The sequence below is a fragment of the Micromonospora chersina genome, assembly GCF_900091475.1.
Classification (GTDB): Bacteria; Actinomycetota; Actinomycetes; order Mycobacteriales; family Micromonosporaceae; genus Micromonospora; species Micromonospora chersina.
Window position 1 is genome coordinate 4,154,347 of the sequence record NZ_FMIB01000002.1, and the last position, 17,656, is coordinate 4,172,002.

Consider the following 17,656-nt stretch of genomic DNA (forward strand, 5'->3'; position numbering starts at 1 on the left):
CACGCCTGACGACCGCAGGGGAGACCATGTCGCTCACCCACCGCTACCGCCGGTTGCTGCTCGCCTATCCCCGCGCGTACCGGCGGGAGCACGGTGAGGAACTGCTCGGCGTGCTGCTCGACGCCGCGCCCGCCGGGCAGACCCGGCCCACCCTCGGCGAGGCGGTCGACCTGATCCGCGGTGGCCTGCGCTGCCGCCTCGGCCGGCCGGCCAGCAGCACGGTCGGCGTGTGGGCCGTCCTCACCGCGCTGATCTGCGGGCTGTTCTCCGCCGCCCTGGCCAGCCGGGTCGCCTGGGAGACCTCCCGGCCGCAGCCGGACCGGGCCGAGTTCGCCGCGGTCTTCGCCGAGGCGTTCCCCGGCCACCGGCTGGGCGAGGACGTGTCGACCTCCCGCGCGCTGTTCGTCATCTACGGCCAGCCGCTGTCCCGCGCGTCCCTGCGCGACCTGCTGCTCGGCGACGGCGGCGAGTACCAGGAGGGCGGCGCCGGAGGCTCCGCGGTCGGCCCCATGCCGACCTCCGAGGCGGAGACGCTGGCGACCGCGCAGCAGCGCCTTCAGGGCGCCGGCTGGCAGGTGTACGAGCCGACCTCCGAGGTCCTCCAGACCTGCGCCGACCCGCGCTGCGACCCGGCGAGCCAGCCGGTCGAGACCGTCCTGGTGGCGCGCCGGGGCGACACCCTGCTCCGGGCCACCTTCGACGACCCCCGTTCCTTCGGCTCGTACCTCGGCGTGGAGTTGCGGCGGGCCGCGCCACCGGCCGTGCTTCCCGCCGCAGTGCTGGCCGGGCTGGTCGGCGGCGCCCTGGCCTGGCTGGTGTTCGCCTGGGCGAGCCGGCGCACCGAGGACCGGCGGCGGGCGCCCCTGCTGCTGGGGATCACCCTGTTCCTCTGGTGGGGGCCCGTGCTGCTGTCCACCGCGTCGCTGGCCCCGCACCACCTCGACGAGCCGCACCCGAACTGGCACCCGCTCTGGGAGTGGCTCGGCCAGCCGGCCCTCTCGCTGTTCTTCCTGGTCGGCCTGGCCGCCGCGCTGGTCCTGCTGGCCACCGCGCTGACCCCCCGCCGGGACCTGCACCCGCTGAGGGTCAGCCTCGGCTGAGCTTCGCGAGCATCCGGCCGAGGTGCGGCTCGACCGTTCCGGGCAGGGCCGCGGCGACCTCGGCGGGGGTCCACCAGCGGACGCTCCGGAACTCGGCCGGGTCGGGGATGAGCTTCTGGTCGCGGCTGCCGGTCAGCACGTACCAGAGGCTGACGTCGGTGTGCCGCTCCTCCGGCGGGCCGACCGTTTCGGTCACCGTGAGGAAGGCCGGGCGCTCGCCGAGGGCCGGCGCGAAGACGGCCGGCACGCCCAACTCCTCCACCATCTCCCGGCGTACGGTCCGCGCGGGATCCTCGCCGGGCTCGACGTGACCGCCGCTGGGCAGCCACATGCCGGCCTTGCGGTGGTCGACCAGCAGCACCGCCCCGTCCGTCTCGTCCCGGAGCAGGAAGTAGGCCACCAAATGCGGTGAGGGCGTGCGCGGCTTCACCCGGCGGAAGATGTCCACAGTCCCGGCCAGCCAGGCCAGTGCCGTCTCCCGGTGCCGCGCCTCCAGCTCGTCGCCCGGCGTGAGCGCCTTCACCAGCGCCCGGATCTCGTCCCGCACGCCGTCATGCTGCCAGGCCGGTCCGACAGCCTCAGGCCTCCGGGGCGGGGTTGGCGTCGACCGCGGCGCGGACGAACTCGCGTACCCGGGTGGTGGTGTTGCTGGCCAGCCAGACCGGACCGCGACTGATCGGCGGCGCGTCGCGGATCGGCACGTACGCCAGGTCCGGGCGGGCGTGGTAGTGCCGGGTCTGCTCGCCCACCGGCAGCACCCCGCGCCCCATCGCGACCAGGGCCAGCATCTCCGAGAACGAGGTGCCGGCCGGGCCCTGCGGCACGGGCCGCCCCGACGGCGTCCGGTCCGGGGTGCGGTCCCGCTTGAAGGCGGCCGAGGTCACCGCCGGGTACTGCACCACCGGATGGTCGGCCAGCACCTCCAGCGACACCGACTCCGCGCCGGCCAGCGGATGGTCCGCGGCCACCGCGAGCACCCGGCGCTCGTGCAGCAGCGCCGGGCCGTTCGCCATGCCGTCGAAGGGGTACGAGGCGATCAGCACGTCGATCGAGCCGTCCCGCAGGCTCGACCGGGTGGTGGCGAGCGGGGCCTCGTGGACGTGCACCACGCAGTCCGGGTGACGCTCGGTGAACAGGGCGACGGCCCGCAGCAGCACCGGGGCGGTCGACTCACCGACGTACGCCACCCGCAGCTCGCCGGCCAGCCCGCGCCCGGCGTCGACGGCGCGCTGGACGGCGTCCTCGATGCCGGCCACCAGCGGGCGCAGTTCCTCGGCCAGGCGGGCGCCGATCGGGGTGAGCCGGACGACCCGGCTGGTCCGCTCGAAGAGCGGCGCGCCGATCCGGCGTTCCAGCTTCCGCACCACGTGGCTGATCCGCCCGGTGGTCACCCGCAGCCGCTCGGCGGTACGCCCGAAGTGCAGCTCCTCGGCGAGGGTCAGGAACGTCTCGATCTCGTACCGCTCCAGCACCGCCGGCCCCCATCGTTGAATCGTGGTCAACGATCGTAGCCCGATCGCGTCTTGGTCCGGACGGCGCCGCGGACGAGTGTTGAGGGCGTTCCCACCGCACTCTGGAGGACCACATGGATCCCGTCACCACCTATCTGACCGGCCTCGACGCGCCGATGCGCGAGACCGGCGAGAAGCTGCGTTCCGTCATCGAGGCCGCGCTGCCGGAGGCCACCGGCGCGATGTGGCACGGCCACCCGGTCTGGGGGCTCGGCGACCGGCCCGGCAAGACCCCGGTCTGCCTGGTCAAGGCGTACCCCGCGTACGTCACCTTCGGGCTGTGGCGGGGGCAGGACGTCGCGGACGACTCCGGGCGGCTCGTCCCGGGCGCGCGCCGGATGGCCTCGGTGAAGCTGCGCACCGTCGCCGAGATCGACCCGGAGCTGTTCACCCGCTGGCTGCGCGAGGCGTACGCGCTGGAGACCCGGTGAGCGCCGTGCGGGTGACCGGCTTCGACCACCTGGTCCTCGCCGTCACCGACGTCGAACGGTCCCTGAGCTTCTACTGCGACACCCTCGGCCTGGCACCGGTACGCGTCGACCGCTGGCGCGCCGGCGAGGTGCCCTTCCCCTCGGTACGCGTCAACGCCGACACCATCATCGACCTGGTCCGCGGCGAGCCGGGCGGGTCGAACGTCGACCACTTCTGCCTCGTGGTCGAGCCGCTCGACTGGGCGGAGGTGGTGGAGTCGGGAGTGTTCACCGTGCTGACCGGACCGGTGCCACGATTCGGGGCGCGGGGCACTGCCACCTCGATCTACGTACGCGACCCGGACGGCAACACCGTCGAACTGCGCTGGTACCCGGGGTCTTGACTTCGAGCCCGCTCGAAGCCGGAGAGTGGCAACCGGTGACAGCACGAGCGGGAGCGGGGAGCGGATCATGAAGCGCACGTTGGGACGGAGCGGGATCGAGGTCAGCGCGCTGGGCATGGGCTGCTGGGCGATCGGCGGCCCGTACGCCGGTGGCGCCAACCAGTACGGGTGGGGCCGGGTCGACGACGCCGAGTCGACCCGGGCCATCCACCGGGCCCTCGACCTCGGCGTCACCTTCTTCGACACGGCGAGCAGCTACGGCGCCGGGCACAGCGAGGTCGTGCTCGGGCGGGCGCTCGGCGCCGACCGCGACCGGGTGGTGATCGCCACGAAGTGGGGGTTCACCTTCGACGAGCGGACCCGGGAGGCGCTCGGCACGGACAGCAGCGTCGCGTACCTGCGCAACTGCCTGGACGGCTCGCTGCGGCGGCTGGGGACCGACCACGTCGACCTCTACCAGCTCCACCTCGGCGACCTGCCGGTCGCGGAGGCCCTGGACCTGGTCGAGCCACTGGAAGAGCTGGTCGCCGCCGGCAAGATCCGGGCGTACGGCTGGAGCACCGACGACCCGGAACGCGCGGCGGCCTTCGCCGCCGCCGGCCCGCACTGCACCGCGGTGCAGCACGACATGTCGGTGCTGGCCGACCGGCCCGCCATGATCGAACTGTGCGAGCGGGCCGGGCTGGCCAGCATCAACCGGGGGCCGCTCGCCATGGGCCTGCTCAGCGGCAAGTACGCCGACGGCCGCACGGTGGCCCGGGACGACGTGCGGTCGCAGAGCTACGACTGGATGACGTACTTCCGCGACGGGGCGGGGGCACCCGAGTGGCTGGCCCGGGTGGAGGCCCTGCGGGAGGTGTTCGCCACCGGCGGCCGTACGCCCACCCAGGGCGCGCTGGCCTGGCTCTGGGCACGCAGCGCGACCACCGTCCCGATCCCGGGATTTCGTACCGTCGCCCAGGTCGAGCAGAACGCCGGCGCGCTCGCCCTCGGCCCGCTGCGGCCGGACGAGTTCGCCGCCGTCGAGGATCTCCTCGCCGACCTCCGCGTTGCTACGGTCGGCTGATGCCCACACTCGAACGACTCGGCCCTCTTCATGCCCCGGCGTTGCTCCGCTTCGAGCGGGTGAACCGGGAGTACTTCGCCCGGTTCGTGCCGGACCGGGGCGACGACTACTTCGACGAGTTCGCCGACCGGCTCGCGGGCCTGCTGAGGGAGCAGGAGGCCGGCGAGTGCCACTTCCACGTCCTGGTCGACGAGGACGGCACGGTGCTGGGCCGGTTCAACCTGGTCGACGTGGCCGACGGCAGCGCCGAACTGGGCTACCGCGTGGCCGAGCGGGCCACCGGGCGCGGCGTGGCCCGCGAGGGCGTACGTCGAGTCTGCGCCCTGGCCCGCGACGAGTACGGGCTGCGCCGCCTGGTCGCGTCGGCCGCGCTGGCGAACCCGGCGTCCCTGGCGGTCCTCCGGCGGACCGGATTCGTGCCGGTCGAGGAGGTGCTGATCGGCGGCCAGCCCTGCCTGCGGCACGTCCTCGACCTCACTTCCGGGTGACCGATGAGAATCGTCCGGCGGGCAGGTCCATAAGGTGACCGATTCGGACGCCTGAAGGAGACCGCCCCGATGACGACTTCCACCCAGCGCACCGCCCTGCCGCCGATCGTCGACCGGGAGACCTGGCGGCGCGAACGTGACCACCTGCTGGCCCGGGAGAAGGCCCACACCCGCGAGGGCGACGCCATCGCGGCCGCCCGGCGCCGGCTGCCCATGACACCCGTGCCGCCCGTCACCGTGCAGGGCCCCGCCGGGGAGACGCCGCTGCTGGAGGTCTTCGAGGGCCGCCGGATGCTGATGGCCTACTTCCACATGTGGCACGACGGCAAGCCGTACGAGGACCAGTGCGAGGGATGCACCTTCGCGACCTGCCACATGGAGAGGCTGGACTACCTGCACGCCCGGGACGTCACGTACGCGGTGTTCTGCCAGGGCTCCTACGCCGACAGCGCCCCGTTCGCGGAGTTCATGGGCTACCGCTTCCCCTGGTACTCGGCGCGGGACTCCGACCCGGCCCTGGTGGACGGCCGCGGCTTCGGGTTCATCGCCTGCTACCTGCGCGACGACGAGAACCGGATCTACGAGACCTACTGGACCACCGGGCGCGGCGTCGAGGCGTTGACGACCAGCTACCACGCCCTCGACCTCACCGTGTACGGCCGGCAGGAGAAATGGGAGGACTCACCGGAGGGGTGGCCGACGGTCAGCGGGCACCAGTGGCGTCTCGACGGCCGCCCGATCGCGCAGTGGAGCCGCCCGGGTGTCACGGCCGCGACCGGAGCCTCCTGCTGCGGGGATTGATCCCGGCTACCGTCAGCGGGGTGATCGAGGAGCTGACCCGGCGGTACCTGCACGCGGTCGACCGGGCGCTGCCCGGCTATGTGCGGGCGCTCTACGTCGTCGAGTCAGCCGCCCTCGGCGCCTGGCAGCCCGGCGCCAGCGACGTCGACACGGTCATCCTGACCTCGCGCCCACCGACCCGCGACGATCTGGCCCAGCTCGCGCGGATCCACGCCGGCATGCCCCGGTCACCCCACTTCGACGGCGTCTACCTCGAACCCGCCCTGGCCCGGTCCTGGCCGGCGGACGGCCGGGCCGTCCCGTTCGTGGTCGACGGCGAGTTCAGGACCGGCGCGCCCTGCGGCGAGCTGAGCCCCGCCCTCTGGCTCACCCTGCGGCACCACGGCATCCCGGTACGCGGCCCGGCCGTCGACGAGCTGGGAATACGGGTCGACCCGGAGCGGCTCCGCCGGTACAACCTCGACAACCTGCGCGAGTACTGGCAGGCCAGGGCGGCCACCTTCCCGGCGGAACTCGCCGGTGTGTCGCCGGACACCCCCATGGACGGGGGGCTCGTGAGCTGGTTCGTGCTGGGACCCGCGCGGCTGCACCACACGCTGGCCCACGGCGACATCATCTCCAAGGCCGCGGCCGGCGAATATCTCGCGGGCCTGTTCCCCGAGTACGCCGACCTCGCGCGACGGGCCGTCAGCTGGCGTGCGGGCGAAGCGGAGCGGTTCACCGCGACCGACCTGATCGCCGCGGTCGACAGCGTCAACGCGGTCGCCGACGACGCCTGGAGCCGCTTCGGCGACTGAGCCCGGCGAAGAAAAAGCCTTAACACCTGGTCACCCCGCCCGGTACGGTCTCGCACCGGCAGTTCCCACGCTGAGAGTAGGTTTCGCTCAAATGGCATGTCGTATCAGTGAACTCGTGCTCAAGTGCCGCGACCCCGAGGTGCTGGCGCGGTTCTGGTGCGAGGTCCTGGACTTCGTGGAGCTCGATCGCGAAGCGGAAGGCTGCATCGAGATCGGCCCGCGCGAGGGGTTCGGCGGCCCGCAGCCGACGATCTTCCTCATCCGCAACGACGAGCCGAAGAACGGGCCTGCCCGGCTGCACATCGACGTCAACGCCACCGACCGCGATCAGGACGCCGAGCTCGAGCGTCTCCTGGCCGCCGGGGCCAAACTCGTCGACATCGGTCAGCCCGCGGATGCGTCCTGGCACGTCCTCGCTGACCCGGAAGGCAACGAATTCTGCCTGCTCAGGCGCCGCCTCAGCCCGCTCTGACGGCGGTGTAGGCCCGTCACACGAGACTGGTGCCGGTCCCCGGTCGGCTCCCCGTTCGGGGGCTTCGCGCACCGCCGGCTCGTGTCACGATCTCGGCCATGCGTCTGTCGTTCGGCTTGCTCGTCGCATCCGTCGCGGCCGGCCTGCTCTCGGTTGCGGCGGCGCTGCTCGCCATGCCGGCCTCCTCGCTGCAGTTCGGCCTGGCCATGCTGCTCGCACTGCTCGGTCATGTGCTGGCCAGCCGGGGTGGGCGCCGCGTGAGGTGGGCCGTCGCCGCCGGTATCGGGCTTCTTGCCGTGGTGGCGGCGATGAGACTGTTCTGGTATCAGGAGCAGGTCGATGAGACAGGCTGGCTGGCCTACGGGACGGGGGCGAAGGCGGCCCTGTTGGCGCGTTGGCGGGAGTTGATCGACCGGGAGAGGCTCGCCGCGCTGGGTCTGGCGCTCGGGGTTCTCGGGCTCGCGGCCGGTGTGTTGGCCTTACCGGCTCGCGGCAGGCGGCAGGGTGTGGCGACCGCAGTCCTCGCGCTGCTGTTCTTCGCCTGGCTCGGGCTGAGTTTCGCGCGGGAGTTCGGCCGCTATCCGCTGCTCGACCTGCTCGGGACGGTGTGGCCGGCGCTGCTCGCTGCCCTCGTGGCCATGGGGGCACTCGCGCTGTCCGGGTGGCGGGCCGACCGGCGCTGGCTGCTCCCGGTGGGGTTGGTCCTGCTGTCACTCGGAGCGGTCAACGCATACGCGGATCTCGCGGCGGCGTGGTCAGGCTGGTGGGTGATGTCCAGGCCCGCCGACGGCGCCTTCCTGCAGGTGGGGGTGGCGGTGAGCACCTCATCGCAGGACTTCCCTCAGCTGTCGCAGGCCGTTGAGGTCGCGGTCGCGCTCGCCGGTGTGCAACTGGTGGCCGTCGGCGCATTGCGCAGCTCCCGCGAGGCCGGCGCCTCATAGGTGGCCTCAGGGACACCGCCGGCGGACCAGTTCCCTTTCTTCCTCAGGCAGTGCCTCGGCGGCCAGCAGTTGCGGCAACAGTTCCGGCTCGAGGGTCATCGCGCGGAAGACGAGTTCGACGGTCACCTGGTGGGCGGGCCGGTACATGATCTCGACGGGGTCGCTGGCCCGGACCTGGCCGGGCTCGATCACACGCAGGTACGCGCCCGGCAACGCGGCCTCCGTGAACCGCTTGATCCAGCCGTGCTCTTGCAGCCAGCCCTGGAAGGTCGCACAGGGAATCCGTGGGCAGGACACCTCCAGGACGACATCCGGCCCGATCCGCCAGCGTTCGCCGATCAACGCGCGATTGACATCGACGCCAACGGTCGTCAGGTTCTCACCGAAGCCACCGTTCGTGAGCGACCGGTCCAACTCGGCTTCCCAGCGGTCGAGATCCTCGCGGGCGTACGCGTAGACGGCCTGGTCGGGACCGCCGTGGTGCTTCACGTCGTAGACGCGGTCGCCCGCGAGACCGACTTCGCCGGTGCCCTTCGGGCCGGGGGCGGCGACAGCCACCGGGCCGGAAACAGGGCGCTTGTCGATTCCTGTCGCGCTGAGCTTCTTCCATGGATTGGGTCGTGGCTTGCCCACATTGACGGACAGAAGCTTCATGGCAGGCAAGGTAGGACCGGTCGCCCGCCGAAGCGACCCATTTCCCGGCCCCCGCCGGCGGCTGATCCTCAGCGCACCGGGCTCCAAACGGTGCTTGCGACACTGCTCGATGACCATGACGAGGCGGTACGCAAGGGCGCCGACAGCCTGCTCAGCGCGCTCCCCGGTGCTCTCTAGGGCTCAACGCAGCGGATCCGCGGGACTGGCCGCCATCTCGGGCGGAAATTCGGCAACGTCTAGCAAGGTGACCTTGGCGGCGTCCTCGTGGGGAAAGGTTGGATTTCGATCCGCCATCGTTGAGCTGCTGAGAGCAGGTCAGCGGTGCTGACGTCAAGGGTGATGAAGTATGCGTGGTAGTCGGGCCAGTCGTGATGTGGATTCCACGGGGGCATGCTCTCGTGGGAGAAGTGGGCGCGTACGCGGGCCCGGGCCGGGTTGGCATCTTCGAGGCTGAAGGCCAGGTTGGGCTCGATGAAGGAGAGCAGGGCTCGGGCCGGCGGCGCGACGGGCGTCGGTGTCACGTCGCCCGCACCTACGCCGGCCAGCCAGACAGCGAGCATCTCCGCCTCGTCAGTCGTCAAGCAGGGCTGAACGAAGCTCCACTCGCGGCCGTCGGCGATGCGGACACGACAGCTGACGACGAGCCACTCATCCCGATCATCCTCCTCGTCTTCCCGAACGAGGTCAGTGGCGTCGAGTTGGTATCCCTCGGGCCGAAGTTCGAGATATCCGCCGTCACGGGAGATCAGCTTCACCGGAGCAGAGTCTCACGCACTGCGCGGTCAGTCAGCCCGCGGCCTGACCCGCCGCCAGCCAGACCGTGATCAATGGGGTCGAGTCGACGCAGCCCGATCGAATACGGTGGGCGAGTTGGAGGCCGACCCATCGGAGCGATTGTTTGTCCGACGAGCCAGACGCCGAGCCGTACCTCCCCAGCCGGGATCCGATGATCGTGCCCTGGTACCTGACGTGGGCGGAGGTGGATCCGGCCCGACAGCCGTTCGACCCGGACACCGCCCCGGCCGTCATCCGGTCACTGCCGCCCTCCGCCGCCGTCCCCACCCGGCCACCCGGCCGGTCGGGCAGACCGGAGGTGTACAGCTGGGGGCAGCAGCAGGGCACCCGGTGGGCGGATGAGATGAGCTTCGCGATCGTCGGTCACTACGGGCACTGGGCGTCAGGCTGGCGGTGGGGTGTCGGCGAGGCCGACTTCGGCGGCGGTCCCGTCCATGCCTGGTGCTGCCCCACCGACAGCATGGGTGACCCGGAACAGACGCTCAGCGTGGTCACCGAGGCGCTGGTCGAGTGGCGGGGGTGGCTGGAGGAACTGGCCGAACGCTTCGACCGGTTCCGCCGTCACTCGCCGCCGATCCCGCCGACCCGGCCACCTGGGAGCGGGCAGCTTTCCACCTACTCGCCGTGGTGGTCGACCGCACCTGCGCCGACGGCGCCTGGGAGTGGCACTGCCGGCAGGTGTTCGGCTGATTCCTCGGGCTTGCGGGCCTACCGGCCGAGCGGCACAAGCCGCTGCTCGACCGGTCGATCGACGGTCGCTTCGACACCTTCGTCGCCCCGTCGAACCTGCTGATCCAGGACGTCGCCGAACGATTCGGCCGGGCCGTGACCGGGACAGCCGCAGAGCGTGCCGGCGTACGGAGCGATGGCAACGAATGAGGCCCCAGCCAGGAAACCTGTCCTGAGCTGGGGCCTCATGCTGGAGCGGGTGACGGGAATCGAACCCGCACTGTCAGCTTGGGAAGCTGATGTTCTGCCATTGAACTACACCCGCAGGCGGCACCACTGTACCTGAGGCCACCGCCTCCCTGCACCCAGGTACCCCCGCAGCCCGATCACGCGTCGCAACCGGACCGAAACGATCTTGTCATCGTCGACCGCCGGTCAGCAGCGGAAAGTTTCACCACGGCAACATATGGCCGTTCTCAAATCCTTCGATCGGATGTAACGTCTCCCACACGTTTCCGACCCGGCGTGACATACCCCCTGTCATGCCGTTCGAAAGAGGTGGGCCCATGGGACTGCGTCCCAACCTGCTGACCCGGCGTACCGCCGGCGTCGCGTCGACGACCCTCGCGCTGCTGCTCAGCACCGCCGCCGTGGGCGTCGTCCCCGCTGCTTCGGCCTTCTCGGCCGCCCCCGACGCGTCCTGCGTCGGGCCCGCTGACGTCCACTCGGACGCGCGGGTCAAGAAGGGTGGCACGGCCAAGCTGGACCCGAACGAGCTGACCGCCAAGCAGGTCCGTGAGCGCGACGCCGACCTGGCCGCGGCGCTGCGGGAGCGGGCGAACTTCCGCGCCGGCGCCGGGGCCACCACGCTCGCCACGGTGACCATCCCCGTCGTCGTCCACGTCATCCAGCGGGACAGCACCCGGGCCGGCGGCAACATCCCGGACTCGATGGTGACCCAGCAGATCGACGTGTTGAACAAGGCGTACGCCGGTGCCACCGGCGGCGCCCCGACCGCCTTCAGCTTCCAGCTCACCAAGGTGCACCACGTCACCAACGCCGCCTGGTACCCGATCGTGCAGGGTTCCTCGGCCGAGCGCTCGATGAAGACCTCGCTGCGTGAGGGCGGCAAGAACACGCTCAACCTCTACCTGGGCGAGCTGAGCGACGACCTGCTCGGCTGGGCCACCTTCCCGCAGCGCAAGCTGAGCAGCATGGACGGCGTGGTCGCGCTGAGCGAGTCGCTGCCGGGCGGCACGGCGACCAACTACAACCAGGGCGACACCGGCACCCACGAGGTCGGCCACTGGCTGAACCTCTACCACACCTTCCAGGGTGGCTGCTCGGGCTCGGGCGACAGCGTCTCCGACACCCCGGCCGAGGCCTCGCCGGCCTTCGAGTGCCCGACCGGCCGCGACACCTGCACCACCGCCGGCCTGGACCCGATCACCAACTTCATGGACTACACCTACGACTCGTGCATGTACCAGTTCACCCCTGGTCAGGCGAGCCGCATGCTGACCGCGTGGAACGCCTACCGCGCGGCCTGACCGTCCCGCACCACACGCCGGTGCCGGTCCCGTCCTCGGACGGGACCGGCACCGGTTTTCCGTGCGGGTTCAGGCCGCCGGGCGGCGGGTGTCGAAGCCGTGCCGGCCGCGCCGGCCCTCGGGGGCGAGCGGGTCACGCCGAGCCGCGGCGCCGGCCCCCGGGTCGAGCCAGACGCGCACCTCGGGCCGGCCGCCGCCGGGCCGCGTCACCTGGTCGCGCCGGGTCAGCATCGCCACGTCGACGGTGAACTCGAACAGCCGCCAGTCGCCCTGCGGCGCGGCCCGGCCGATCCGGGCCACCCGGGCCACGGTCGCCGGGTCGGTCACGGGGCGGGCCCGGCCGGCCACGTAGGCCTCGTCGTCGCTCTCCTCCGGCGGGAAGGAGTGCAGCGCGAAGCGGCCGTCACGTTCGAGGTCGCGGCGCTTGGGCGAGTCGATGACGAAGCACCAGAGCCCGTCGTCGGTGATGACCGGGGAGACCGGGTGCACCCGCGGGCCGCCGTCGGCGCGGACCGTGGCGAGGTAGCCGAAACCCGGCCCGTACTGCTGCAACAGGAGGCGGATCTCGTCGGCGAGGCGGGGCTCGTCGGCGGCGAATTCGGACCAGGAAGCCATGCGGACATTCTATCGAACAGGTGTACGAAGATGTAGTCCGACACGCAGGTCACCCGTACCGGTCGCTATGGTGTTCCGATGCTGCTCTCCGACCGCGACCTGGTCTCCGAGATCAAGGCGGGCACGCTCGCGCTGGAGCCCTTCGAGCCCACGCTGGTGCAACCGTCCAGCATCGACGTACGTCTGGACCGGCTGTTCCGGGTCTTCAACAACCATCTCTACACGCACATCGACCCGTCCGTGCAACAGGACGACCTCACCTCGATGGTGGAGGTGGCCGAGGGCCAGCCGTTCGTGCTGCACCCGGGCGAGTTCGTGCTCGCCTCCACACTGGAGGTGATCTCGCTCGGCGACCAGCTCGCCGGGCGCCTGGAGGGCAAGTCCAGCCTGGGCCGGCTCGGCCTGCTGACCCACTCCACGGCCGGCTTCATCGACCCGGGCTTCTCCGGCCACGTCACGCTGGAGCTGTCCAACGTGGCGAACCTGCCGATCACGCTCTGGCCGGGCATGAAGATCGGCCAGCTCTGCATCTTCCGGCTCTCCTCGCCGGCCGAGCACCCGTACGGCTCGGCCGTCTACGGCTCCCGCTACCAGGGCCAGCGCGGCCCCACCCCGAGCCGGTCCTGGCAGAACTGGCGCACCTGGCCGACCCGCTGACTCATCGACCGGCTGTTAGGAGGGGTCCCTTCCTATACCGGAGGCGTTAAGAAGGGGCCCCTCCTTGCACATCAGCCCGGGCGACCGTAGCTGTTGATCTGGCCGTCGTCGACGCGCTTCATCGTGATCGGCTTACCGGACTGGGAGGCGTGCACCACCCAGCCGTCACCGACGTACATGGCGACGTGGTGCAGGTCGCTGTAGTAGAAGACGAGGTCGCCGGCACGCAGCTCGCTCCGGCTCACCCGCCTGGTCACGTCGTGCTGCTGCCGCGCGTTGTGCGGCAGCGAGACGCCGGCCTTGGCCCAGGCCGCCATGGTGAGGCCGGAGCAGTCGTAGTGATCCGGGCCGGCGGCGCCCCAGACGTAGATCTTGCCGATCTGGGCACAGGCGAACTTGACCGCGACGCCGGCCGGGCCACCGGGGTAGCCGGCGGGGCAGGGGGCCGGGCGCAGCGGACCGCCACCGCCGCTGCCGTAGACCTTGAGCCGGAGCTTCTGGAGCTTGACGATCTCGGCGTCGATCTGCTTCTTCTTCGCCGCGAGCTGCGCCTCGGTGCGTGCCAGCTCGCCGATCATCTGGTCCAGCGGCTGCTTCTTGGCGGCCAGCTGGTCGCGCAGCTCGGCGACGGTCCGCACCTGCGCCTGCTGGCGGTTCGCGAAGCGGTCGAGCAGTGCGAGGCCGTCCACCAGCTCACTCGGGGAGCGGCTGCCCAGCAGCGCGTTGACGGTGGAGAGGTTGTTGTCGCCCTTGTACGCGTCGGCGGCGAGGCCGCCCACCTGGCCGAGTGCGGCGTCCACCCGGGCCTGGAGCGGGGCGATCTGCTTGGCGAGCGCGTCGGCCTGCTTGCGCTTGGCGGCGAGCTGCTCGCGGGTGGCGTTGACCTGTTCGATGATCGGTTCGAGCTTGTTCCAGTCCTGGTCGATCTGGCGCTCGATCTCGGTGACCGACGGTTCGGCGTGGGCCGCCGTGGCGCCGCCGGTCAGGACGACGGCGGTGCCGGCCAGGGCGGCGAGGACGGTGGTGAAGCGGGACCAGCGGGAACGCGGCGCAGCCGTCGACCGGTCGACCGACCGGCCCGACGGTGGCCGCGGGGCATGGTGTGCCACCGGGCTTCCGTACTCCTTCTTCGTGCCCGCCTACCGAGTTAGCTGACGGGTTCGGGCGGGAAGGGAGCCGCCCTACCGCAGTGGCTGCGGATTCACCCCAGGTACCTGGGTCCCCGGCTCGCCCGGAGGCGACTCGGCGGTGTCGGACCGTCACCACCCGGGTTGGACGGTGAAACTGGCGGCCGACGATTGACCAGAGTAGAGATGACCGTTACCGATCCGCAACCCAAGTCGCCGTGACACTCCGTACCCGAAGGTTTTTTTCACGGCAGATTACCTGTCGGAAAGGTATTGACCTGGGGGGTGTGCGGGGCGAGGGTGAGGACGCAGTGACCCCCATCCCTGTCTGGAGGTTCGATGCACCTCTCACCCCCGCCGTCGGGCAGACGGATGCTGCTGGCAGCCGCCGTCGCGGCGGCCACCGCGCTTGTGGCCACCGGTCCGGTGGCCGCGGAACCGCTCACCCAACCCGCCACCGACCGCCAGGAGCAGTACGCCGCCGCCGCGGCGGAGTACGGCGTGCCGCAGAGCGTCCTGCTCGGCGTCTCGTACCTGGAATCGCGTTGGGACACCCACCCGGGCCAGCCGAGCACCAGCGGCGGCTACGGCCCGATGCATCTCACCGACGCCCAGCACGTCCTCTCGACGCCGGCCAGCGGCCACGTCGACGAGGACGAGGACCCGCGGGGCGACGACTCGCGCCCGCTCACCCTCGACCCGGCCATCGCGTCGGCGCCGGCGGAGGACGTGCTGCCGCAGGCGTCCCTGCAGACGGTCGACGCCGCCGCGGCGCTCACCGGCCTCGCCGAGGAGACGCTGCGCACCGACGCGGCCGCGAACATCCGGGGCGGGGCGGCGCTGCTGGCCTCGTACCAGAAGGACCTGGGTGCGCCGGTCGGCGCCGGCACCGACCCGGCGGCCTGGTACGGCGCGGTGGCCCGCTACTCCGGCGCGGACACCGAGGACGCGGCGGCGGCCTTCGCCGACGAGGTCTACGACCAGCTCGGCCTCGGCGCGACCCGGACCACCGACGACGGCCAGCGGGTGACCCTGGCCGCCACCACTGTGACGCCGGACCAGTCCGGGCTGCACAAGCTGGGGCTGCGCCGCGCCGAGCGGCCGGACGGCCTGGAGTGCCCGGTCCGGCTGGCCTGTGAGTGGATCCCCGCCCCCTACGAGCAGCTCAGCGCGGACCCGGGCGACTACGGCAACCACGACCTCGGGAACCGGCCGGCCCAGCAGAAGATCGAGTACATCGTCATCCACGACACCGAGGGCTACTTCCGCCCGAGTGTCGACCTGGTGAAGCGTGCCGACTACCTGGGCTGGCACTACACGCTGCGCTCGGTGGACGGCTACGTCGCCCAGCACATCAAGGCCAAGGACGTCGGCTGGCACGCCGGCAACTGGTACGTCAACGCCAAGTCCATCGGCCTGGAGCACGAGGGCTTCGCGGGTCACGGCACCTGGTACACCGAGGCGATGTACCGGGCGTCGGCCAAGCTGGTCCGTCACCTGGCCCTGCGCTTCCAGATCCCGCTGGACCGGCAGCACATCATCGGCCACGACAACGTGCCCGGCACCACCGCCGGCACCGTGGCCGGGATGCACTGGGACCCGGGCCCGTACTGGGACTGGTCGCACTACTTCGACCTCATGAAGGCGCCATTCCACTCCACCGGCACGCCGCACACCGGCCTGGTCACCATCGACCCGGACTTCGCCACCAACCAGCCCGCCTTCACCGGTTGCAACCAGCAGCCGCCGGGCGTGCCGAAGCCCACGCCGCCGGCCGCGCCGTGCCCGCTGCGCGGCTCCTCGGCGGTCATCCTCCGTACGGCGCCGAGCGCGACCGCCCCGCTGGTCAACGACCTCGGTCTGCGGCCGAACGGCACGCCGGACACCATGTACATCTCCGACCACGGCGCCCGCGCCTCGGCCGGCCAGACGTACGCCCTCGCGGACATCCAGGGCGACTGGACCGCGATCTGGTACCTCAACCAGAAGGCCTGGTTCTACAACCCGGCCTCCGCGCCGACGGCCAAGTGGGCCAACGGCTTCGTGGTGACGCCCAGGGACGGGAAGACCACCATCCCGGTGTACGGGCGCGCCTACCCCGAGCGGGCGGCCTACCCGGCCGGGGTTCCGTACCAGACCATCTCCCCGCTGCAGTACAGCCTCTCGGCGGGCCAGCGGTACGCGGTCGGCGGGGTCCTGCCGGGCGAGTACTACCGCGCGGTCACCTTCGACGGCTCCGCGCCGGGTGACTGGACGGTGATCCGCGGCGAGAACCGGTACGTGCAGATCCAGTTCGGCCACCGCGTGATGTTCGTGAACCTCGACGACGTCCAGGTCCTGCCCGCCTCGGTCGGCGCGCCCGCCTGACCGACCTGACGACGAAGGCCCCCGGTCCGCGTGGACCGGGGGCCTTCGTGCTGCGCGGGCGGATCAGTACGGCCTGCGGAACCCGGCGACCGGCATGGTGTTGATGCTGGACACCTGGACCGGCTTTCCGGTCCGGGGCGCGTGCACCATGATGTTGTTGCCCAGGTAGAGGCCCATGTGGTGCAGGTCGCTGAAGAAGAAGACCAGGTCCCCTGGTCGGGCCTCGGCTCGGGAGACCGCCCGACCCTCGTTCCACTGGGCGCCGGTGAAGTGGGTGAGCGAGATGCCCGCCGCCTTGTAGGCGTACTGGGTGAGACCGGAGCAGTCGAAGGAGTTCGGGCCGGTGGCGCCCCACACGTACGGGTCGCCGACCTGGGCGCACGCCGTCTTGATCGCGGTGCGAGCGGCGCTGCTCACCACACCGTCGATGGCCGGGCAGCCCGCCGGGCGGATCGAGGTCACCGGCAGCATCGCGGTCAGCCGCTTGATCTCGGCGTTGATCTGCTTCTTCTTCGTCTCCAGGTCCGCCTTCTGCTTCAGCTCGGTCGCGATCAGCGCGTCCAGCTTCTGCTTCTGCTTGTTGTACTTGTCCCGGACGGCGAGAACGCCGGCGATCTGCCGGCGCTGGTCGTCGGCGAGCCGGTCGAGGATGACCAACTGCTCGGCGAGCGTGCCGGGCTTGGTGTTGACAAGCAGCGCGCCGAGGTCCTGGGACGGGCCCTGGATGTAGTAGCGGGCCGCGATGTCACCGACCTTGTTCATGGCCAGCGCCGACTCCAGTTCGAGCGGCACCATCTTCTTCTCGAGGTCGGCCGACTTCTTCTGGTTGACCTTGAGCTGGGCGCGCACCTTGTTGTACTGCTCGATGGTGGGCTCCAGCTGCTCCCACTGCTTGTCGATCTGGGCGTCGATCTCGTCCACCGACGGCGCCGCGTGCGCCGGGGCCGCCAGCAGCCCGGCGCCGACCGCGACGGCGGCGACCACGGTGAGGAGACGGCGTACCACCCGGTGGAACCCGGCGGGGCGGCCGGGGGGCTGGCTCGGGGCGTGACGTTCAGGGGGCATGGTTGCCACCGGCACGGACTCCTTTGCAACCGACCGCCGGGCGCCTCGCGAGAGGGAAGGTCGAGGCAGACGACCCACAGCGGTCGGTGCCCCACATTAGGGAAGGCACCGGGGTGGAATCAAGGCGACCAACGGTTCAATCACGTGTGCGCAACCGCTTGTGTACC

Annotated in this window: 20 protein-coding genes, 1 tRNA gene and 1 riboswitch; of the genes, 13 read left to right on the forward strand and 8 right to left on the reverse strand. The window is 71.3% G+C overall.

Features of this window, described 5'->3' with window-relative positions; genetic code table 11:
• The first annotated feature begins 26 nt into the window (after positions 1-26).
• The gene (locus GA0070603_RS19300; RefSeq protein WP_091316034.1) at positions 27-1,100 is read left to right on the forward strand and encodes a hypothetical protein; all 1,074 of its coding nucleotides are present in this window, start codon (positions 27-29) and stop codon (positions 1,098-1,100) included.
• Here the strand turns inward: GA0070603_RS19300 and GA0070603_RS19305 are convergent.
• Together GA0070603_RS19305 and GA0070603_RS19310 are read right to left on the reverse strand one after the other, a co-directional pair.
• A complete protein-coding gene (locus GA0070603_RS19305) occupies positions 1,087-1,647 on the reverse strand; it encodes an NUDIX hydrolase (RefSeq protein WP_091316037.1) in 561 nt (186 codons plus the stop codon). The genes GA0070603_RS19300 and GA0070603_RS19305 overlap by 14 nt on opposite strands.
• A 31-nt stretch (positions 1,648-1,678) precedes the next feature.
• On the reverse strand, positions 1,679-2,572 hold the full coding sequence (locus GA0070603_RS19310) for a LysR family transcriptional regulator (protein WP_091316040.1): 894 nt from the start codon (positions 2,570-2,572) through the stop codon (positions 1,679-1,681).
• 113 nt (positions 2,573-2,685) lie between these two features.
• Between GA0070603_RS19310 and GA0070603_RS19315 the strand changes: the two genes are divergently transcribed.
• The 8 genes from GA0070603_RS19315 (at position 2,686) to GA0070603_RS19350 (ending at position 7,990) form a co-directional block, all read left to right on the forward strand.
• Positions 2,686-3,042, forward strand: coding sequence for a DUF1801 domain-containing protein (locus GA0070603_RS19315; protein ID WP_091316044.1), 357 nt, complete (start codon positions 2,686-2,688; stop codon positions 3,040-3,042).
• The gene (locus tag GA0070603_RS19320; RefSeq protein WP_091316049.1) at positions 3,039-3,425 is read left to right on the forward strand and encodes a VOC family protein; all 387 of its coding nucleotides are present in this window, start codon (positions 3,039-3,041) and stop codon (positions 3,423-3,425) included. The genes GA0070603_RS19315 and GA0070603_RS19320 overlap by 4 nt, the downstream gene beginning before the upstream one ends.
• A gap of 67 nt (positions 3,426-3,492) precedes the next feature.
• Positions 3,493-4,491 carry an aldo/keto reductase gene (locus tag GA0070603_RS19325; protein WP_091316052.1) on the forward strand — a complete coding sequence of 333 codons (999 nt, stop codon included), beginning with the start codon at positions 3,493-3,495 and terminating at the stop codon, positions 4,489-4,491.
• Positions 4,491-4,979 (forward strand): GNAT family N-acetyltransferase, encoded by a 489-nt coding sequence (locus tag GA0070603_RS19330; RefSeq protein ID WP_091316055.1) that lies wholly within the window; start codon positions 4,491-4,493, stop codon positions 4,977-4,979. Before GA0070603_RS19325 ends, GA0070603_RS19330 begins: the two co-directional genes overlap by 1 nt.
• A gap of 69 nt (positions 4,980-5,048) precedes the next feature.
• The gene (locus tag GA0070603_RS19335; RefSeq protein WP_091316059.1) at positions 5,049-5,780 is read left to right on the forward strand and encodes a DUF899 family protein; all 732 of its coding nucleotides are present in this window, start codon (positions 5,049-5,051) and stop codon (positions 5,778-5,780) included.
• 20 nt (positions 5,781-5,800) lie between these two features.
• The gene (locus tag GA0070603_RS19340; protein ID WP_091316063.1) at positions 5,801-6,577 is read left to right on the forward strand and encodes a DUF4111 domain-containing protein; all 777 of its coding nucleotides are present in this window, start codon (positions 5,801-5,803) and stop codon (positions 6,575-6,577) included.
• Between the two features lie 91 nt (positions 6,578-6,668).
• Positions 6,669-7,049, forward strand: coding sequence for a VOC family protein (locus GA0070603_RS19345; RefSeq protein ID WP_091316066.1), 381 nt, complete (start codon positions 6,669-6,671; stop codon positions 7,047-7,049).
• A gap of 98 nt (positions 7,050-7,147) precedes the next feature.
• Positions 7,148-7,990: a hypothetical protein gene (locus GA0070603_RS19350; protein WP_091316070.1), complete on the forward strand. Its 843-nt coding sequence runs from the start codon at positions 7,148-7,150 to the stop codon at positions 7,988-7,990.
• Positions 7,991-7,996: 6 nt separating this feature from the next.
• On the opposite strand, the gene GA0070603_RS19355 is transcribed toward GA0070603_RS19350, so the two are convergent.
• Together GA0070603_RS19355 and GA0070603_RS19360 are read right to left on the reverse strand one after the other, a co-directional pair.
• Positions 7,997-8,644, reverse strand: a complete 648-nt coding sequence (locus GA0070603_RS19355) for an MOSC domain-containing protein (protein ID WP_091316073.1) — start codon at positions 8,642-8,644, stop codon at positions 7,997-7,999.
• Between the two features lie 236 nt (positions 8,645-8,880).
• Positions 8,881-9,399, reverse strand: coding sequence for a WapI family immunity protein (locus GA0070603_RS19360; protein WP_091316076.1), 519 nt, complete (start codon positions 9,397-9,399; stop codon positions 8,881-8,883).
• Between the two features lie 559 nt (positions 9,400-9,958).
• Between GA0070603_RS19360 and GA0070603_RS31545 the strand changes: the two genes are divergently transcribed.
• The gene (locus GA0070603_RS31545; RefSeq protein ID WP_167544564.1) at positions 9,959-10,129 is read left to right on the forward strand and encodes a hypothetical protein; all 171 of its coding nucleotides are present in this window, start codon (positions 9,959-9,961) and stop codon (positions 10,127-10,129) included.
• Positions 10,130-10,359: 230 nt separating this feature from the next.
• Here GA0070603_RS31545 and GA0070603_RS19370 read toward each other — a convergent pair.
• Positions 10,360-10,433, reverse strand: a tRNA-Gly gene (locus tag GA0070603_RS19370).
• A 241-nt stretch (positions 10,434-10,674) separates the two neighbouring features.
• On the opposite strand from GA0070603_RS19370, the gene GA0070603_RS19375 reads away from it, so the two are divergent.
• Positions 10,675-11,658: a zinc metalloprotease gene (locus GA0070603_RS19375; protein ID WP_091316082.1), complete on the forward strand. Its 984-nt coding sequence runs from the start codon at positions 10,675-10,677 to the stop codon at positions 11,656-11,658.
• A gap of 69 nt (positions 11,659-11,727) precedes the next feature.
• Here the strand turns inward: GA0070603_RS19375 and GA0070603_RS19380 are convergent, their stop codons facing one another.
• Positions 11,728-12,273: a pyridoxamine 5'-phosphate oxidase family protein gene (locus tag GA0070603_RS19380; RefSeq protein WP_091316085.1), complete on the reverse strand. Its 546-nt coding sequence runs from the start codon at positions 12,271-12,273 to the stop codon at positions 11,728-11,730.
• Between the two features lie 78 nt (positions 12,274-12,351).
• Between GA0070603_RS19380 and dcd the strand changes: the two genes are divergently transcribed.
• Entirely contained in the window at positions 12,352-12,930 is a 579-nt protein-coding gene (dcd, locus tag GA0070603_RS19385) for a dCTP deaminase (protein WP_091316093.1), read from the forward strand.
• Positions 12,931-13,001: 71 nt separating this feature from the next.
• On the opposite strand, the gene GA0070603_RS19390 is transcribed toward dcd, so the two are convergent.
• Positions 13,002-14,039: a C40 family peptidase gene (locus GA0070603_RS19390; protein ID WP_091316096.1), complete on the reverse strand. Its 1,038-nt coding sequence runs from the start codon at positions 14,037-14,039 to the stop codon at positions 13,002-13,004.
• An 11-nt stretch (positions 14,040-14,050) separates the two neighbouring features.
• Positions 14,051-14,188: riboswitch (cyclic di-AMP (ydaO/yuaA leader) on the reverse strand.
• 241 nt (positions 14,189-14,429) lie between these two features.
• Here GA0070603_RS19390 and GA0070603_RS19395 point away from each other — a divergent pair.
• Positions 14,430-16,424 carry an N-acetylmuramoyl-L-alanine amidase gene (locus GA0070603_RS19395; protein ID WP_244282558.1) on the forward strand — a complete coding sequence of 665 codons (1,995 nt, stop codon included), beginning with the start codon at positions 14,430-14,432 and terminating at the stop codon, positions 16,422-16,424.
• A gap of 63 nt (positions 16,425-16,487) precedes the next feature.
• Here GA0070603_RS19395 and GA0070603_RS19400 read toward each other — a convergent pair whose 3' ends face one another.
• Positions 16,488-17,489 carry a C40 family peptidase gene (locus GA0070603_RS19400; protein WP_167544565.1) on the reverse strand — a complete coding sequence of 334 codons (1,002 nt, stop codon included), beginning with the start codon at positions 17,487-17,489 and terminating at the stop codon, positions 16,488-16,490.
• Positions 17,490-17,656 lie beyond the last annotated feature (167 nt).

Bases quoted from the DNA above. Each gene is read 5' to 3' on its own strand.
- GA0070603_RS19395 (WP_244282558.1), top strand. From the start codon at position 14,430: ATGCTGCTGGCAGCCGCCGTCGCGGCGGCCACCGCGCTTGTGGCCACC.
- GA0070603_RS19355 (WP_091316073.1), bottom strand. From the start codon at position 8,644: ATGAAGCTTCTGTCCGTCAATGTGGGCAAGCCACGACCCAATCCATGG.
- GA0070603_RS19345 (WP_091316066.1), top strand. From the start codon at position 6,669: ATGGCATGTCGTATCAGTGAACTCGTGCTCAAGTGCCGCGACCCCGAG.
- GA0070603_RS19330 (WP_091316055.1), top strand. From the start codon at position 4,491: ATGCCCACACTCGAACGACTCGGCCCTCTTCATGCCCCGGCGTTGCTC.
- GA0070603_RS19375 (WP_091316082.1), top strand. From the start codon at position 10,675: ATGGGACTGCGTCCCAACCTGCTGACCCGGCGTACCGCCGGCGTCGCG.
- GA0070603_RS19350 (WP_091316070.1), top strand. From the start codon at position 7,148: ATGCGTCTGTCGTTCGGCTTGCTCGTCGCATCCGTCGCGGCCGGCCTG.
- GA0070603_RS19400 (WP_167544565.1), bottom strand. From the start codon at position 17,489: ATGCCCCCTGAACGTCACGCCCCGAGCCAGCCCCCCGGCCGCCCCGCC.
- GA0070603_RS19325 (WP_091316052.1), top strand. From the start codon at position 3,493: ATGAAGCGCACGTTGGGACGGAGCGGGATCGAGGTCAGCGCGCTGGGC.
- GA0070603_RS19300 (WP_091316034.1), top strand. From the start codon at position 27: ATGTCGCTCACCCACCGCTACCGCCGGTTGCTGCTCGCCTATCCCCGC.
- GA0070603_RS19315 (WP_091316044.1), top strand. From the start codon at position 2,686: ATGGATCCCGTCACCACCTATCTGACCGGCCTCGACGCGCCGATGCGC.
- GA0070603_RS19380 (WP_091316085.1), bottom strand. From the start codon at position 12,273: ATGGCTTCCTGGTCCGAATTCGCCGCCGACGAGCCCCGCCTCGCCGAC.
- GA0070603_RS19335 (WP_091316059.1), top strand. From the start codon at position 5,049: ATGACGACTTCCACCCAGCGCACCGCCCTGCCGCCGATCGTCGACCGG.
- dcd (WP_091316093.1), top strand. From the start codon at position 12,352: ATGCTGCTCTCCGACCGCGACCTGGTCTCCGAGATCAAGGCGGGCACG.